18 protein-coding genes are annotated in these 14,485 nt (G+C 58.5%); 2 read left to right on the forward strand and 16 right to left on the reverse strand.

Going from position 1 to position 14,485, the window contains the following annotated elements:
• Positions 1-19 precede the first annotated feature (19 nt).
• From der to EV586_RS02955, 6 genes are all read right to left on the reverse strand, one after another.
• Positions 20-1,348, reverse strand: a complete 1,329-nt coding sequence (gene der, locus EV586_RS02930; RefSeq protein WP_132943568.1) for a ribosome biogenesis GTPase Der — start codon at positions 1,346-1,348, stop codon at positions 20-22.
• A 78-nt stretch (positions 1,349-1,426) separates the two neighbouring features.
• The gene (locus EV586_RS02935) at positions 1,427-1,912 is read right to left on the reverse strand and encodes a DUF3189 family protein (RefSeq protein WP_132943569.1); all 486 of its coding nucleotides are present in this window, start codon (positions 1,910-1,912) and stop codon (positions 1,427-1,429) included.
• 3 nt (positions 1,913-1,915) lie between these two features.
• Positions 1,916-2,365 (reverse strand): DUF3189 family protein, encoded by a 450-nt coding sequence (locus tag EV586_RS02940; RefSeq protein ID WP_132943570.1) that lies wholly within the window; start codon positions 2,363-2,365, stop codon positions 1,916-1,918.
• Positions 2,365-2,553 (reverse strand): capping complex subunit for YIEGIA, encoded by a 189-nt coding sequence (locus EV586_RS02945; protein WP_243652904.1) that lies wholly within the window; start codon positions 2,551-2,553, stop codon positions 2,365-2,367. Before EV586_RS02945 ends, EV586_RS02940 begins: the two co-directional genes overlap by 1 nt.
• 23 nt (positions 2,554-2,576) lie before the next feature.
• Positions 2,577-3,467: a YIEGIA family protein gene (locus tag EV586_RS02950; RefSeq protein WP_132943571.1), complete on the reverse strand. Its 891-nt coding sequence runs from the start codon at positions 3,465-3,467 to the stop codon at positions 2,577-2,579.
• Positions 3,460-4,113 carry a YphA family membrane protein gene (locus EV586_RS02955; RefSeq protein WP_132943572.1) on the reverse strand — a complete coding sequence of 218 codons (654 nt, stop codon included), beginning with the start codon at positions 4,111-4,113 and terminating at the stop codon, positions 3,460-3,462. Before EV586_RS02955 ends, EV586_RS02950 begins: the two co-directional genes overlap by 8 nt.
• A 325-nt stretch (positions 4,114-4,438) precedes the next feature.
• Between EV586_RS02955 and EV586_RS02960 the strand changes: the two genes are divergently transcribed.
• The gene (locus tag EV586_RS02960; RefSeq protein WP_132943573.1) at positions 4,439-5,098 is read left to right on the forward strand and encodes an HAD family hydrolase; all 660 of its coding nucleotides are present in this window, start codon (positions 4,439-4,441) and stop codon (positions 5,096-5,098) included.
• A gap of 215 nt (positions 5,099-5,313) precedes the next feature.
• Here EV586_RS02960 and EV586_RS02965 read toward each other — a convergent pair whose 3' ends face one another.
• From EV586_RS02965 to EV586_RS02995, 7 genes are all read right to left on the reverse strand, one after another.
• Positions 5,314-6,021 carry a DUF1028 domain-containing protein gene (locus EV586_RS02965; protein ID WP_132943574.1) on the reverse strand — a complete coding sequence of 236 codons (708 nt, stop codon included), beginning with the start codon at positions 6,019-6,021 and terminating at the stop codon, positions 5,314-5,316.
• Between the two features lie 24 nt (positions 6,022-6,045).
• Entirely contained in the window at positions 6,046-7,101 is a 1,056-nt protein-coding gene (gene fni / locus EV586_RS02970; RefSeq protein WP_132943575.1) for a type 2 isopentenyl-diphosphate Delta-isomerase, read from the reverse strand.
• A 24-nt stretch (positions 7,102-7,125) separates the two neighbouring features.
• Positions 7,126-8,277 (reverse strand): 30S ribosomal protein S1, encoded by a 1,152-nt coding sequence (rpsA, locus tag EV586_RS02975; protein ID WP_132943576.1) that lies wholly within the window; start codon positions 8,275-8,277, stop codon positions 7,126-7,128.
• A 210-nt stretch (positions 8,278-8,487) separates the two neighbouring features.
• Complete coding sequence (locus EV586_RS02980) at positions 8,488-9,078, reverse strand: lysophospholipid acyltransferase family protein (RefSeq protein ID WP_132943577.1); 591 nt, start codon at positions 9,076-9,078, stop codon at positions 8,488-8,490.
• Positions 9,079-9,090: 12 nt separating this feature from the next.
• Positions 9,091-9,771: a (d)CMP kinase gene (cmk, locus tag EV586_RS02985; protein WP_132943578.1), complete on the reverse strand. Its 681-nt coding sequence runs from the start codon at positions 9,769-9,771 to the stop codon at positions 9,091-9,093.
• A 143-nt stretch (positions 9,772-9,914) separates the two neighbouring features.
• Positions 9,915-10,418: a hypothetical protein gene (locus EV586_RS02990; protein WP_132943579.1), complete on the reverse strand. Its 504-nt coding sequence runs from the start codon at positions 10,416-10,418 to the stop codon at positions 9,915-9,917.
• A 61-nt stretch (positions 10,419-10,479) separates the two neighbouring features.
• Entirely contained in the window at positions 10,480-11,157 is a 678-nt protein-coding gene (locus EV586_RS02995) for a flagellar brake protein (protein WP_165898193.1), read from the reverse strand.
• Positions 11,158-11,282: 125 nt separating this feature from the next.
• Between EV586_RS02995 and EV586_RS03000 the strand changes: the two genes are divergently transcribed.
• Positions 11,283-11,972: an N-acetylmuramoyl-L-alanine amidase family protein gene (locus tag EV586_RS03000; protein ID WP_132943581.1), complete on the forward strand. Its 690-nt coding sequence runs from the start codon at positions 11,283-11,285 to the stop codon at positions 11,970-11,972.
• A gap of 65 nt (positions 11,973-12,037) precedes the next feature.
• On the opposite strand, the gene ypeB is transcribed toward EV586_RS03000, so the two are convergent.
• The 3 genes from ypeB to EV586_RS20940 form a co-directional block, all read right to left on the reverse strand.
• On the reverse strand, positions 12,038-13,360 hold the full coding sequence (gene ypeB / locus EV586_RS03005; protein WP_132943582.1) for a germination protein YpeB: 1,323 nt from the start codon (positions 13,358-13,360) through the stop codon (positions 12,038-12,040).
• Between the two features lie 18 nt (positions 13,361-13,378).
• Positions 13,379-14,173 carry a spore cortex-lytic enzyme gene (gene sleB / locus EV586_RS03010; protein ID WP_132943583.1) on the reverse strand — a complete coding sequence of 265 codons (795 nt, stop codon included), beginning with the start codon at positions 14,171-14,173 and terminating at the stop codon, positions 13,379-13,381.
• Positions 14,174-14,290: 117 nt separating this feature from the next.
• The gene (locus EV586_RS20940) at positions 14,291-14,455 is read right to left on the reverse strand and encodes a hypothetical protein (protein ID WP_165898194.1); all 165 of its coding nucleotides are present in this window, start codon (positions 14,453-14,455) and stop codon (positions 14,291-14,293) included.
• Positions 14,456-14,485: the final 30 nt, after the last annotated feature.

The raw sequence follows: 14,485 nt of genomic DNA on the forward strand, positions 1-14,485 counted from the left end.
CTCTTGCTCTCTCCCGGTGTTAGTCTTTTTCGTCCTGCTTGCGCTTGCGGATGAACAGCTTGATCGGCGTGCCTTCGAATCCAAAAGCGGCGCGCAGCTTGTTCTCCAGATAGCGCTCATAGGAGAAGTGCATCAACTCCGGATCGTTGACAAAGACCGCGAACGACGGCGGGCGCACTGCGACCTGCGTCGAGTAGTAAACGCGGCACTTCTTGCCTTTGTCGGTCGGCGGTGCCACCATCGTCACCGCGTCTTCGATGATCGAGTTGACGGTCGACGTCGGAATCCGCATCGAGTGATTCTCCGCCGCCTGTTTGACCATGCCGAGGATCTTATGTACCCGCTGTTTCGTCTTCGCAGATACGAACAGCACTTCCGCCCACGGCATGAACGGAAACTCCTTGCGAATCTGCTTTTCAAACTCGATCGCGGTCTTGTCGTTCTTCTCAATGACGTCCCATTTGTTGACGAGGATGAGGATCGCGCGACCCGCTTCCAGCGCATAACCGACGATCTTCTTGTCCTGCTCGATGATGCCTTCTTCGGCGTTGATGACCAGGCAGCAGACATCGCTGCGCTCGATCGCCGACATTGCGCGCATCACCGAATAGCGCTCCGTGTTCTCATACACCTTGCCGCGCTTGCGCATCCCGGCGGTGTCGATCAAGACGAAGTCCTGGCCATCGTACTGGAACTCGGTGTCGACCGCATCGCGGGTCGTGCCGGCGATCTCGGAGACCATGACGCGTTCCTCGCCGAGCAGCGAGTTGACGAGCGATGATTTGCCGACGTTCGGACGCCCGATCATCGACACCTTGATCACATCTTCCGGATAGGTGGCATCGTAGTCTTCCGGGAAGTTCTTCGCGACTTCATCCAGCATGTCGCCAAGGCCCGTCCCGTGCGAGGTGGAGATGCCAAACGGCTCGCCGAAGCCGAGCTCGTAAAAGTCATAGACAGACTGCATCATGTTGGGGTTGTCCAATTTATTGACCGCGAGCACGATCGGCTTGCGCGTACGATACAAAATCTGCGCCACTTCTTTGTCGGCGTTGGTCACCCCGTCTTGTCCGTCGACAAGGAAGATGATCACGTCCGCTTCGTTCATCGCCAGTTCCGCCTGTTCGCGGATGCGGAACAGGATCTCGTCTTCTTCCCCGACTTCGATCCCGCCTGTATCAATCATACGAAACTTATGCTCCAACCATTCCGAACTCGCATAAATTCGGTCGCGGGTCACACCCGGCCGGTCCTCGACGATGGAGATGCGCTCCCCGGCGAGACGGTTAAACAAGGTGGATTTCCCGACGTTCGGCCGGCCTACAATCGCAACCACTGGTGTTGGCATGGCAAAATCCCTGCCTTTCCTTTGTTTCTATAGAACGTTTGCCCAGTTTACTATTATCCTCTAATAAAGATTGGTACGTCAACCGTTTCTGCCCAATCCCTCCATCCGCTGCTGTTCTTCCGCCTTCACCTGCTCGACAAATCGGACGATCCGCCAGTAGCCTGTGCGGATGCCAAACGCCGACAAAGGACGCCCCCAGCCGACCATCCCGTACCGGCGAGACAAGGCCCCGCCGATCTTGGCAAAGCGATTAATGTGCGGCAGCGCTTCATTGAAAAAGAGCTGAGACGTGTCGACCTGCAGATGCTCCAGCAGCGTCACGACAGCCCGCTTGCTGCGCCTGGACTCCTTGCCGAGCCCGAGCGCATAGACCGGGTTGCCCCACTCGTCATGCCCTTTGAAAAAAAGCGTCCCGATCTGCCACGTTTCCACCTGATCATAATCGCCGAGCTGCAGCACTTCGCCCTTCTCCGGCACGCGGTCGTCCGGCAGCCGCCCGAGGTGGATCGCCGCCGCGACGACAGACGAGTGAGCACTGCCATAACAGTGATAGATGACATGCATCGTCTACCCCTCCTGCCATTCGGACATCAAAACGGTCAAAAAAACGGCGTACTCCTGTACCGCCGCTTTGGCCAACAGCTGCCTGCTCTCCTCGCGCCGGCCTTTTCTGAGCAACTGCTCTCCCCGTTTCCAGCGGCGGCGCTGCGGCACCGGCACACTGCAAAACGTGAACGCCTCCTGCTGCTGCCGATAGAGATGCAAAAAATGGCGCCACGTCCGCACCACGATCGCTGCCATGCCGCCGAGCCCGCACCAGTACACCCGCTCCCCGCCGTCTTCACCGAGCAGACACACCGCGCCCGGCGCTCCTGCCTGGGGTACATGCCGGGCCAAAAAATCTGCGAGGTGCGCCCGATCGGGCAGTTCCTCCTGCGGCAACAGCTGCAGGCGAATCGCCGCCGTGAGCATGGCGGCGACCCCTTCGCCGTTGTCGTAGTAGACCCGATGTTTCATCAGTGCTTCACCAGGATCATCGTGCCGGGCCGAATCTCGTGCGCCATGGCATCGAGGATCTTCTCCAGATACAGCGCAGTCTTTTGCAGCTCCTCGTCATTCGGACAATAAAAAATCGGCCCGGAGCCGCCGACGCTCTCCTTTTGCGTCGTGCAGACGGCGAGGATGAAATTGTTCACGGTCGACATGGGAGCCTGTGCCTCCTTTCAGATTACAGCTGGCGGTCCGGCTTCACTTCCGCCTTCAGCGGTTTGCGGTACGAATTCTCCAGCACCGGTACCCGCTCAATGATCTCGCGCGCCTTCTTCGCATCGCGGTCCATCGGGAGCAGGAACAGGGCCAGCCGACCCGTTTTGAGATCCCGCTTCGACAGCGGCACGAGCGACGGTTCCCCCGAGTCGCGGTAGACGCCGAGGATCGTCGAGACGTCGTGCAGAATCGCCTGCCGCTGCCCTTGGTTGCCGAGCGACACGTTGCCGTTGGCATTTTTCGGTTCAAGAATAAATCCCATCCCGTTTTGCAGGATCCGCTCCTGCGTGTCCTTGAGGCCCGTGTTGTAGATCAGCACATCATCGACAAACAGATTCGGCCCGTCAAACGTCACCTTCGCCTCCTTGATGTTCACGATCGAGGCGAGCGCCTTGCCCGACATGAACCACGACGAGAACCAGATGCAGATCAAACCGACGACGATGCCGCCCCACCAGTGAAAAAAGTACGTGGTCAGCGCGGCAAAAAACGAGGTGGCGATCACGAGGTAATTGCGCCCTTCAAACGCCATCGCAATCCCTTCGATATACGTGGTGCCGCGCGGCACCAGCTCCAACTCGTCGACGTTGGTCAGCATCTGGCGTTCCATGTTGCGCACATCGCGGAACTGCTGGGCGGCGAGCGTCAGAAACGTCACGGCGGTATAGTCCCGCTTCAACAGCGTCGCGACGAGCACGGCCCCGAGGCCCGAAGCGATCACGCCAAGCGCGAGGTGAATGATGATGCCGTGCGGGTACGTCGGGTATTGCCGATAATCGGTCTTGAGCAGATTCATGCGGCAGGCAATTCCGCTCAGAGCGCCGACGAGGATGATCAGCGTATACTCATGCATGTTCCGGGCCTCCTTCCGAGCGTCGTTCGCGCCAGCCCTTGACCAGACCGATCACAAAGTTGGCGCCCTTGTGATACAGCCCGTGGACGGCCAGCACGCCGGCGCCGGTCAACGCCAGCATATCGCGGACTTCGCCGCCGCCAAACACCGTGCCCTGCAGCTCAAAGGCGCGGTGCAAAAACGGGTCGACGCTGGCGGCGGCCATCAGGCCGACCCAGGCGATCGACAGCGCGACAAACGGCCGTTTCACGCTGAGCACCGAGATGATCAGCGCCGTCAACGGATAGAGCACATCGGCGTCCAAAATAAAAAAGGCGGGATCGAGCGGCACCAGTGTCATCAGCACGAGCAGCGCCACCGCGACGGTCAGCACGCCGAGCAGGTATTGCAGGCGGTGCTGCCACGACTTGAACAGCGTCAGCGACCAGAGCGTCAGCACCAGCGGGAACAAGAGGCCCCCGACATTCCAGCGCGACGCCAGCGGGCCGTCAAACGTCATGCCTGAAGCGAACACGTACAAGACCAGCCCGCAGACGGCCAGTTTCGGCGACAGGCGACCGTCGCGAAGCGTCTTCTCCCCCCATCCGGTCATACAGAGGATCACAAATACGATCAAAGTGATGTTGGAAACAACGCCCGGATTCACCAAAAGCCCCCCTTTCCAGGCACAAAACAGGCAAAACGATCAGTATGCTGTCAGTTTTACCGATCCTTGGTGGGGGTATACGTTTGCAAGAAATGCCAAAAAAGCCCTATACCTTTGGGCGGCACAGGACTTTGATCGGGGAAGATCTATATGCAGCTTCGACGACCAGGGGCAATACCGGTCCGAAGCAAACCTAACGTCGAATTTTGTAGAAAATTGACGAATCACCAGACAGCGACAATTGGTAATATACCACGCATAAATCCCATCCGCAAGTCCTATTTTTCGCTATAATAGACTCAACACGAAAGGTGGGAACAATCAGATGATTCGCGGCATTCTCTTCGACCTCGACGAAACACTCCTCGACCGCTCAGCTTCGCTGAAACGCTTCCTCCAAGACCAATATGCCCGCTATCGCCCGTATTTCCAGGCGATCCCCTATCGCCAATTCGAAGCGCGCTTCCTCGAACTTGATGAGCGCGGATATGTCCATAAAAGCGTCGTCTACAGCCAGCTCATCGCCGAGTGGAGCGTTAAAGGTCTGACCTCTGATCAGCTCCTTCACGACTACCGCATCGGCTTTGCCAAGCACTCGACCGCTTTTCCTGACCTGCACGAACTCCTAACGAACCTCCGGGCCAACAACTACAAGCTCGGCATCGTCACCAACGGCGAGACCCTGTTCCAGCAGCAGAATATCGAAGCCCTCGGGCTCCCCAGACTGGTCGACACGATCCTCATCTCAGAGCACGAGCAGCTCCGCAAGCCCGATCCAGCCATCTTTTACCGCGCTGCCCAGCGCCTTGGGCTGTCCCCAAAAGAATGTCTATTCGTAGGCGACCATCCCAGCAATGACATCGCAGGTGCCAGAAACGCGGGCATGAGCACAGCCTGGTTCTCAAACGGCATTTCCTGGCCGGAGAATCTTCCCCCTGCCGACCTCAACATCCAGCAACTGCGCGAACTTCAACATCATCTCTAAAAACAGCGCCTGCAGCCACCCAATGGCCACAGGCGCTTTACCATCCTTAAAATCAAGCCTCCGACTTCCTCCGGGGAGGGCGGGATATGCGGAGTGGTGAAATTGAAATCTTATACCCTTCCTCTAAAACGGTTTTACTCAATCAAAGGGTTCAGATTTCACCGTGAACCCGGAGCATGTCCCGCCCGGACCGCACCACCCGAGCCCATCAGACGTCAGCTCTTGTCCTCATTAGGTTTTGCCGTGCTGTCCAAAACAACGCCGCTGCGCGTGGCATCAACCCACTCCTGATAGCTCGCCAACAATCCGTTCTTATGAATCTCGTAGATCCGCCGCAGCTCCTTCACCGGCTCCGGATTGTCATCCACACGCAAATCAATATAAGGAAAATCTTCCGTATCCACCACCAAAAGCGCAGCCGACTGTTTCCCCCGCTTGTCCCCGCCCGCATACTGACCAGCTTCCAGCGCTTTCAGCAAACGTTCCGCGAAAGGAGCATTTGAACCGCTGAACGCCGCAGCCGTCGCATGGACAACGGCCGCACCGGTCAACAAGTTACCCTGCACCGCGAAGTTCTCATGAACCACGTGCGCCTTCCCGTCATTCACTTCAGCACCCGTCCACGCCGCACTCCGCCCGTAGCGGTCGACGATGCCGAGTTGTCGGTACTCCCGACCCGGATCATGCTGCAGCAGCTCCTGCAGCGTCTCTTCCGCCGACAGCCCGTGCTCCAACAGCCGCAGTCCTTTGGGCCCCAATGCCGGATTCACCCTCGCCTGCGTCGCCACCGCGCCCACACCGGGCTTCGCAAACGGGCACAGCGACCCGACCGCCAGCGCCTTCGTGGTCACCGCGATGCCAAAACGCCCCGTCTCCGGGTCGCGGGCCACGATCGAAAACGTGTTCAGTTCGATCTCCGCCATACTCGCATACCCCTTTCCCGAAACTTACAGTCCGCGTCTTGCGAGCGGCTCCAACGCCACCCCGCGCAGGCGGCACCATTCTGCCGTCTCCCCGCGCACGATCAACGGCCGCTCCGCCAGCTCCAGCACGCTCTTGCAGCCTTGCAGCGTCACGATCGCCCGCAGTTCGCTGTGCAGATGTTCCACCAGCTCCACCGCCTGCTCCACGCCCTGCTCCATCAGCGGACGCAAGACAGCACCGGCCAGTCCTACCGCCTTCGCCCCCAGCGCGAGACACTTCGCCGCATCATGCGCACTCAGCACCCCGCCCGAGCCGATCAGGTCGAACCTATGTACAAACTCTTGCGCTTCCAACAGCGACACCGCCGTCGTCTGCCCCCAGCTCTCCAGGTGCTGAAACTGCAGACCGCTCCGCCGCTGATTCTCAATCGCAACAAAATTCGTGCCGCCCCGTCCGGCCACATCGACCGCCTGCACCCCAATCTCGGCCAGCAGCCGGAACGTTTCCAAACTCATCCCGTTGCCGACTTCTTTGACGATCACCGGCACACTGACGCCTTCTACCACCTGCCGGATCTTGTCCACCAGCCCGGAAAAGCTGCGGTCCCCTTCTGGCATCGTCAGCTCTTGCGCTGCATTCAGATGCAAATGAAGCAGATCGGCCCCGATCATCTCCACCGCTCGCTTCGCGTCCTCTACGGTTGCCCCTGCTCCCAAGTTGCCAATGATGACCCCGTCCGGATTCACGTCACGCACGATGCGGTACGTCGACACCAGAGCCGGGTCCTTCAGCGCGGCGCGCTGCGAGCCGACCGCCATCGCAATCCCCGTCCGCTTGGCCAATTCGGCCAGTTTCCCGTTGATCGCTTCCGTCGGCCCCGCACCGCCGGTCATCGCATTAAGCAAAATCGGCGAACTGAGATCCAGTCCGCCGATGGAAGTTGCAAGGGATATATCCGCAAGGTCGCTCTCGGGCAAGGCGCGGTGCACAAAACTCAGATCGGAAAAGCCCGTGCTTCCCGTTATCGGCAGTTCCAGTGCATACCGCACATGATCCAACTTGCGCTGTTCAATCGACACAAGCTTTCCCTCGCTTACAAAAGATTATTTTTTGAACAGGTCGCCAAACACATCGCCCAGCGTCCCCAGGCCGCCCTGATCGTTGTTCATGTTGTTTTCTTTCACATAGGTCTCCACTTCGCGGCGGCCACGGTCACCTTCCACCTCGCGGATCGACAGTGAGATGCGCTGATCCGCCTCGCTCACGTCGAGCACCTTCACCTTCACTTCCTGGCCGACTTCCAGCACTTCATCGGCCGTCGCCACATGACGGTTGGCGACCTGCGAGATGTGCACCAGACCTTCCACGCCCGGGAGCAGCTCGACAAACGCGCCGAAGGAGACCAGACGTTTCACCGTGCCGGTCGCGATGTCGCCGACTTGGAACTTCGATTCCACGCCGCTCCACGGACCCGGCGATGCCGCCTTGATCGACAGCGATACGCGGCCGGCAGCCGGGTCGACCTTCAGCACTTTCACCTGCACCGTGTCGCCTTCCTTCACAACGTCGGCAGGCGTTTCCACGCGGTGATGCGCCATCTCGGAAATGTGGACCAGACCGTCCACGCCGCCAAGATCGACAAACGCGCCAAACGACGTGATGCGCTGCACCGTGCCGGTCAGCGTCTGGCCCGGCTGGATCTCATGCAGGCGGCCTTCCTTCTGTTGCTCCGCTTCCTGATCCAGCACCGCCTTCTGCGACAGGATCACCTTGCCTTCTTCGCGGTCGAACTCGACGATCTTCACGCGCAACGTGCGGCCTTTGTAGTCGGAGAAATCCTCCACAAAATGACGCTCGACCAGAGAAGCCGGAATAAAGCCGCGCACGCCGACATTGACGACGAGGCCGCCTTTGACAACATCGAGCACTTTCACTTCAAACACATCGCCGCTGTTGAACTTTTGCTCCAGATCATCCCAGGCGCTAACCGCATCGGCCGCTTTTTTGGAAAGAATGATCTTGCCTTCCTCATCGTTGATGCGCAGGACTTTCACCTCAACTTCGTCGCCGACTTGCACAACGTCGCCGACATTTTCCACGCGCACCGGCGCGAGTTCGCCAATCGGAATCACACCGTCGTATTTGAACCCCACATCTACAAGCGCCTGACCATCTTCGATCTTTGCGATCCGGCCCTTCACCACGTCACCTTTTTGAAATGTGACGAGATCAAGCTCTTTCATGTCTTCTACCATGGAATTACCTCCTATTCGCCTAGCGCCTTGAACAAACAAACGCTTTGAATCGTTGATTTATAGGGACGGTATTTATGAGACTCGGACGACTCCCATGATTACCTATTCCTCTCCGGTAAAAGGACAGCTCCAGATAAAATGAGTATGAGAACGTTTGGTAACATCAACTAGTATGATACGACGGCAGCCTTTCCATACGAACCGGCGCTGCTAGCGGTGTTGCTGCAGAAGCAGGCGGATGTCTTCCATGATCCGCTCCGTCGCTTTGTCGATCAGTTCGCTGTTCGTCTTCTGTCCTCGAAATTCCGACAGATCGACCGGCTTGCCGTAGACGACCTTGAGCGGATGAAACAGGCGGTACGGTCCGATGATCGCGGCGGGAACGACTTCTGCGCCCGACCGCAGCGCAAGCATCGCAGCACCGCCCTGCCCTTTGCCAACCTCGCCCGACTGCGAGCGGGTGCCTTCCGGAAACAGGCACAGCGCTTTGCCCGCCGCGAGAATCTCCAGCGACGCGCGGATCGCGCCGCGGTCCCCGGCGCCCCGCTTGACGGGAAACGCGCCGACATTGCGGATCACCGTGCCGACCACCGGAATCTTGAACAGCGAGTCTTTCGCCATGAAGGCCAATGGACGCTCCATCGCGGAACCGACGACCGGCGGATCGAAGTTGGAAATGTGATTGGCACAGACGATGAGCCCGCCCGTGGGCGGAATGTTCTCCCTGCCGCTCACCTGCCATCTATAAAAGACGCGGAACAATCCGCGAAATAGCGCCCGGAGTAAGCGATACAACACCATAGTATACGCCCCCTAGAATTTCTGTGCGTCTGCGGAGTTGCAGATCTCCAAGATCTTGGCGATGACCTGTTCGATCGACAGACCGGTCGTATCCAAAACCACCGCATCCTCCGCCATCTTCATCGGGGAATGCTCGCGGCCGCTGTCGAGACGGTCACGGCGCTCAATATCTGCTTTCAGCTGTTCGAAGTCGAGGGTCTGGCCTTTGGCGACCAGCTCGTTGTAGCGGCGCTGCGCCCGTTCTTCGACCGATGCGGTCAGCCAGATCTTGACGTCTGCATCGGGCAGCACGACGGTGCCGATGTCCCGTCCATCCATCAAAACGCCGGTCTCCGCCGCGATGTTCTGCTGCAGCTTGACCATCGCCTCGCGAACGCCTGCCACGGCCGAGACGGCCGAGACGTTGCCTGTGACTTCCGGCGTGCGGATCGCTTCGGTGATCTCCGCGCCGTCGAGGAAGACATCTTGTCCTTCCGGCGTGAGTTGAAAGCCGATCTGCACACGGTTTGAAAGCTCTGTCAAGGCTGCTTCGTCTGTAGGGTCGATCTTCTCTTGCAAGGCTTTCCACGTGATGGCGCGGTACATCGCTCCGGTGTCCACATACGTCAGGCCAAGCGCCTTCGCCGCCTGCTTCGCCACCGTGCTTTTCCCGGCGCCTGCCGGGCCGTCAAGAGCCACGCGTAATGGTTTCATAACAGTTAACTATGCCTCCTGATGAACACAAAAAGCAGGCTTCGCCCGCTTCTCATGCGCGACTTTTCAATTGTCAATCTTATCAATATTGATAGTAACATATCGGCCGCAGCAGGTGCAACAAAAGGAAAGTCTGTTCAAACTTACTTCATAAAGTGGACCGGACCCACTTCTGCCAGCTGCCCTTCCATCGCCTCGACGAGCATGCCGGGCACCGGATAGGAAATCTCCGGATTGTCGTGATCGACTTCAAAGCGGTACACACCCGGCAGCTCGGACGTGTCCACCGTCACCACGTCCCCTTGCTTGACGGAGACGGTCGCTTCTGCGTTATGAAAGTTTCCGGCCGGAACGCCGTTGACCTCAACCCAGACTTTGGCGAGCGACCCTTTCGGCTCGATCGCTCGGATCGTCAGCTTCGCATTCGATTTCTCGGTCGCCGCCGCCGGCATCACGCCTGCGGAACGCTGCCCTTCCATCCGGTCGGTGGCGGACAAAAACTGCCGCCCCTGCGGTGTGGAGAGAGCCAGCTGCCCGATCAGGATCAATGCAAAGCCGATCAGGATCAGTCTGAACAGCGGTTTTTCCAGTCGTTCGTAAGCGCGCAAAAAGCGCTCTTCATACGTTTGCTGGCGTCTTTGTTCCAACTTGTACCACCCCCAGATACGTTTCATCCTATGCAAGTCCTGGGGATTTCATACTTCAGGCCTATCGTTTCAACAACCCTTTTTCACGCAGTTCGATCTGCCGGTGGAACGAATATTGAACGATCCGCTGGCGCTCTCGCTCCTGGATCTCGAAATACTTCAGCGACACCAGCTTCCAGCCGTTACTGTCAACCGGCGCCACGCGAATCACGCGCGCTTTGCCGACGATCTCATGCGTTCGCCCTTCCAACGGCAGTTGGAAGCGGAACCCGATGATGTCGTCGCGGCGCACCGGCAGTTCCTGCCGCACCCGCAAGGACAGGCCGCCGCCGGAGATGTCGCATCCGTTCGCATCGGCGGTGAGAACTTCTTTTGACTCGCTGTCGACGAACACCAGATGAAAGGTGGCCAGGATCGGCACGCGCAGAAACTCGCGGCGCTGGAAGCGGCGAATTTGTGAAGACTCCGGCTTGTGCAACTGCAAGAGCGAAATCTGCCGCACATCCCGGCCCTGCACGGCAGACTGGAATGTGCACAGGGCACCGTCTGTCGTCCGGTATTGCACCAGCACCTGCTGTCCGGTCGGCAGATTGGTCGGGTATTTTGAGCCGTGCTTGAGCGGGATGTCGATGAAGAGGCTGTTCGTCTCCATGTCCTGCACCCGCGCCTGATAGCGACCGGAAAAATAGCCGTCAGCGATTTCCAAGGTAATCGCCTGGCCGATAACGGGGTATGCCAAATCTATCACTCTCCATGGGATATGTTCTCCCAGTACTCGTTCCTCTCGTATAAGATACGAATGTTTGCCTCTCGTCATGAATAGACCTGTAAAGAAAGTTTTTGGACAAGGAGAGAGAGCTGCTTATGAAACGATTTTGGCATTATGCTCTTCCGCTCTTCCTCATTCTAGTATTCGCCGCCTTTCTGGTCAGTCCTCTTTCCCCCGCCAAAAAGGCGCTCACCGTGCCCGGCAAATGGCCGGCTTATGTGATGATCGATCCCGGACACGGCGGCTATGATCCCGGCGTGCTGTCCGATGGTCTGCGGGAAGCGGATCTCGCCCTGTCGATCGGCAAAGAGCTGCAAAAAGAGCTCGCCGATCAAATGATTCCCGCTGTGATGACCCGCAGTACCGATATCGACTTTGCACAGCCCGGCTTGCGCGGCATCACCGCCAAACGCTCCGACCTTGCGCGGCGGGTGAACATGGCGTTTGAGCAGGGGGCGACGATGTACATCTCCCTGCATGCCAACGTCTCGCCGCTCGCCACGCGGGGCGGCGCGGAAGTGTTTTACCCCGCCGATTTGCCGGAAGCGAAAAAGCTGGCTGAAATCATTCAGAAAAAACTCCATGCCCTGCCCGGCATGACCAAGCGCGATGCCAAAGCGGCCAACTACTATCTGCTGCGCAATCAGAACATCCCGGCTCTGATCATCGAGTGCGGCTACCTGAACATCTCCGGCGACCGCAGCAAGCTGATCTCGCCGCCGTATCAGCGCCAATTGGCACAAGCGATCGCAGAAGGCGTGCAGGAATATTTGGACAGCAAGTGACGGGACCGCCACAATCGGAAAGCAAAGAAAAAGGAGAGGCGGACGCCCCTCCTATTTTTGCGCTGTCAGTTCAGCTTTTCGATACCAACCTCGTCGCCGTTGAGCGCGGAGATATATACTTTGTAGGTGTCGCGGTCCATAGTCCCCACAAACTCATAGGCGAGCACTTCTTCATTGACCACGTTGTGCGCCACGGAGAGTTGGATCTCCTGCAGTTTGACCCGCGGCGAGACGTAGGTGCGCGCCTGCGCTTCGGTGATTTTGGGCTTAGCCAGCGTCCGCGGACGGTGGTTAAACACGTATTCGCGCGAGTTGACGCCGAGGATCTCTCCGTTATCGAGCGCCACCTGCACCGTGATCTTGTCCGGGTAAAGGCGGACGCCGTCTTGGCGCGGCACGATGTCATAGACGCCGATGTTGTCATGCGTTTCGATGTTCACGACTTCCAGATCGTCACCCATGCCGAATTTTTTCAGATAGGCGAGCGCCTTTTGCGACGCTTGGCTCAAGTCGAGCTTCTCTTCGGTCACCGTGCGGTCGTTCAGCATGTTGGTGACTTTCCCGCCTTTGATCGTGACGGTGAAGATCGCTTGCCGGCGGCCCTGCTGCGCCGCCGTCACGGTGTAGGAAGGGAACGGCGCACCTTTGCCGTTCTTCTGCGCGACGATCCCTTCGGTGGAACTGCGGCCGAGCCACTGCGCAGCCACTTGTGCCGCTTGCGCTTCGGTCACCTGCTGGCCGGTCAGATTTTTCACTTCCATCCGGCTGCGATTCTTCATGCCCATCAAGGTAGGACCGAAGTTGAGCGGCGTGTTGTTCTTGACCGTCTTTTCCATCGACCGGAAACCATCGACGATCTGGTTGTCCGTCTTCTTCTCGGTCTGGGAGAGCGCCAGTTCTGCGTCCATCCAGCGCAGGTTGTTTTTGATCACCTTCGACTGCACGTCCGCCAGCTGGTTCTCCAGCTTTTTCGAGCGTTTGTACAGTTCGTTCAGCGTTTGGAATTCATGATCGTTCAGACCTTCCTTGCCGTCGTGGTCCACCGCCGTCCGATAGGCGAAATTGCCGACGTCGTTGATGAACTCCATCGTGTTGTTAAACGGCATCAAGGACAGAGGCAGTTGCCCGACATCGCTGCGCGCTTCGGCTGCCAGCCGCCACGCTTCGGTCAGCGACGGGGTAAGCTGCTTTTTCGAGTTGATCGCCAGCGACTTGCCGAGCTGGTCCTGCAGCAGGTTCATGCGGTCGCTGAGATCATGGAAGGCGCGCTGATACTGGTTCTCCGCTTTGATTAGCATCGCTTGTTTCTCTTTGTGCTCGCGATAGCCCCAGAAGCCTGCCACGACCAGGGCCACGGCGAGCACGAGGGTTGTGATTCGGCTAAACATCAGGTCGGTACCTCCTTTCTATCGGCAGAAGATGTGCCGGCCGATCCGCTTGATCTGCGGACGCGACCAGATCCATTTCGAAGTCGCCGTCGCCGGGTTGAAGTAATAGATCGCCGCCGAGGACGGGTCCCAGCCTTTGATCGCATCCTGCACCGCTTTGGAAGCTTGTGGATTCGGGGACAGCCAGATCTGTCCGTCGGCCACCGCCGTAAACGCGCCCGGCTGGAAGATGACGCCCGGCACGGTATTCGGGAAGTTCGGGTTGTCGATGCGGTTCAAGATGACCGCCGCGATCGCCACCTGCCCGATGTACGGTTCGCCGCGCGCTTCGCCGTGGACGGCGTTGGCGAGCAGTTTCAAGTCGTTGGACGAGAGGTTCTTGCCGCCATAGCTGGCACTTTTTGTGGCCGGTGCGGGCGCTTTCGGAGCGGAAGCCGCGCCGCCTCCGCCGCCACCACCACCTCCGCCTGCCGCCCATGGGTTGTACCCGCGGGTGGCGCGCACGAGACGGGTGCGCGTGTTGTTGCCGACGACGCCGTCTACTTTCATGCCGAATTTGTACTGGAAGTTGCGCACCGCCCAGTATGTACCCCAGCCAAAATCGCCGTCCATCTTGCCTTTGTAGTAGCCCAAATGTTTCAAGCGCCCTTGCAGTTCCCGCACGTCGTTACCTTGACTGCCCCGCACGAGGTTGCGCGTGGTGAAGACCGACTCTTCTCCTTTTGAGAGGTACTGCATCGGCTCAGCCGCCACGCAGAGTACCGCAAAGACCAGGGCAAAGGCTGCCACAAGCCATCTCCACTTCCTACTCATGGTACCCCCTCCATTTTAAGATGATCGTTTCTGTGCTTAGTGTGAGGAGGGAAGCATTTTGATATGACAACCAAAAAAAGGAAGCGCCTCCATCGAGGCACTTCCTTCCCAATCTGATCAGACGAGCGTTTCGATATCAAACGCTTCTTCGTTGTCACACAGGCATCTTTTAAATCCGGTGTCGACCTGCCCGCGGTAATCGCGCGACCCGCGCAAAATAAACGTTTCCCCGCACAGGCGGCAGCGGATGTGAACTTTGACCCGTTCATCTCGTACCGACATGCTGTCCCCTCCTCAATGAGTCGATGAGTG

It is taken from the genome of Tumebacillus sp. BK434 (assembly GCF_004340785.1).
Lineage (GTDB): Bacteria > Bacillota > Bacilli > Tumebacillales > Tumebacillaceae > Tumebacillus_A.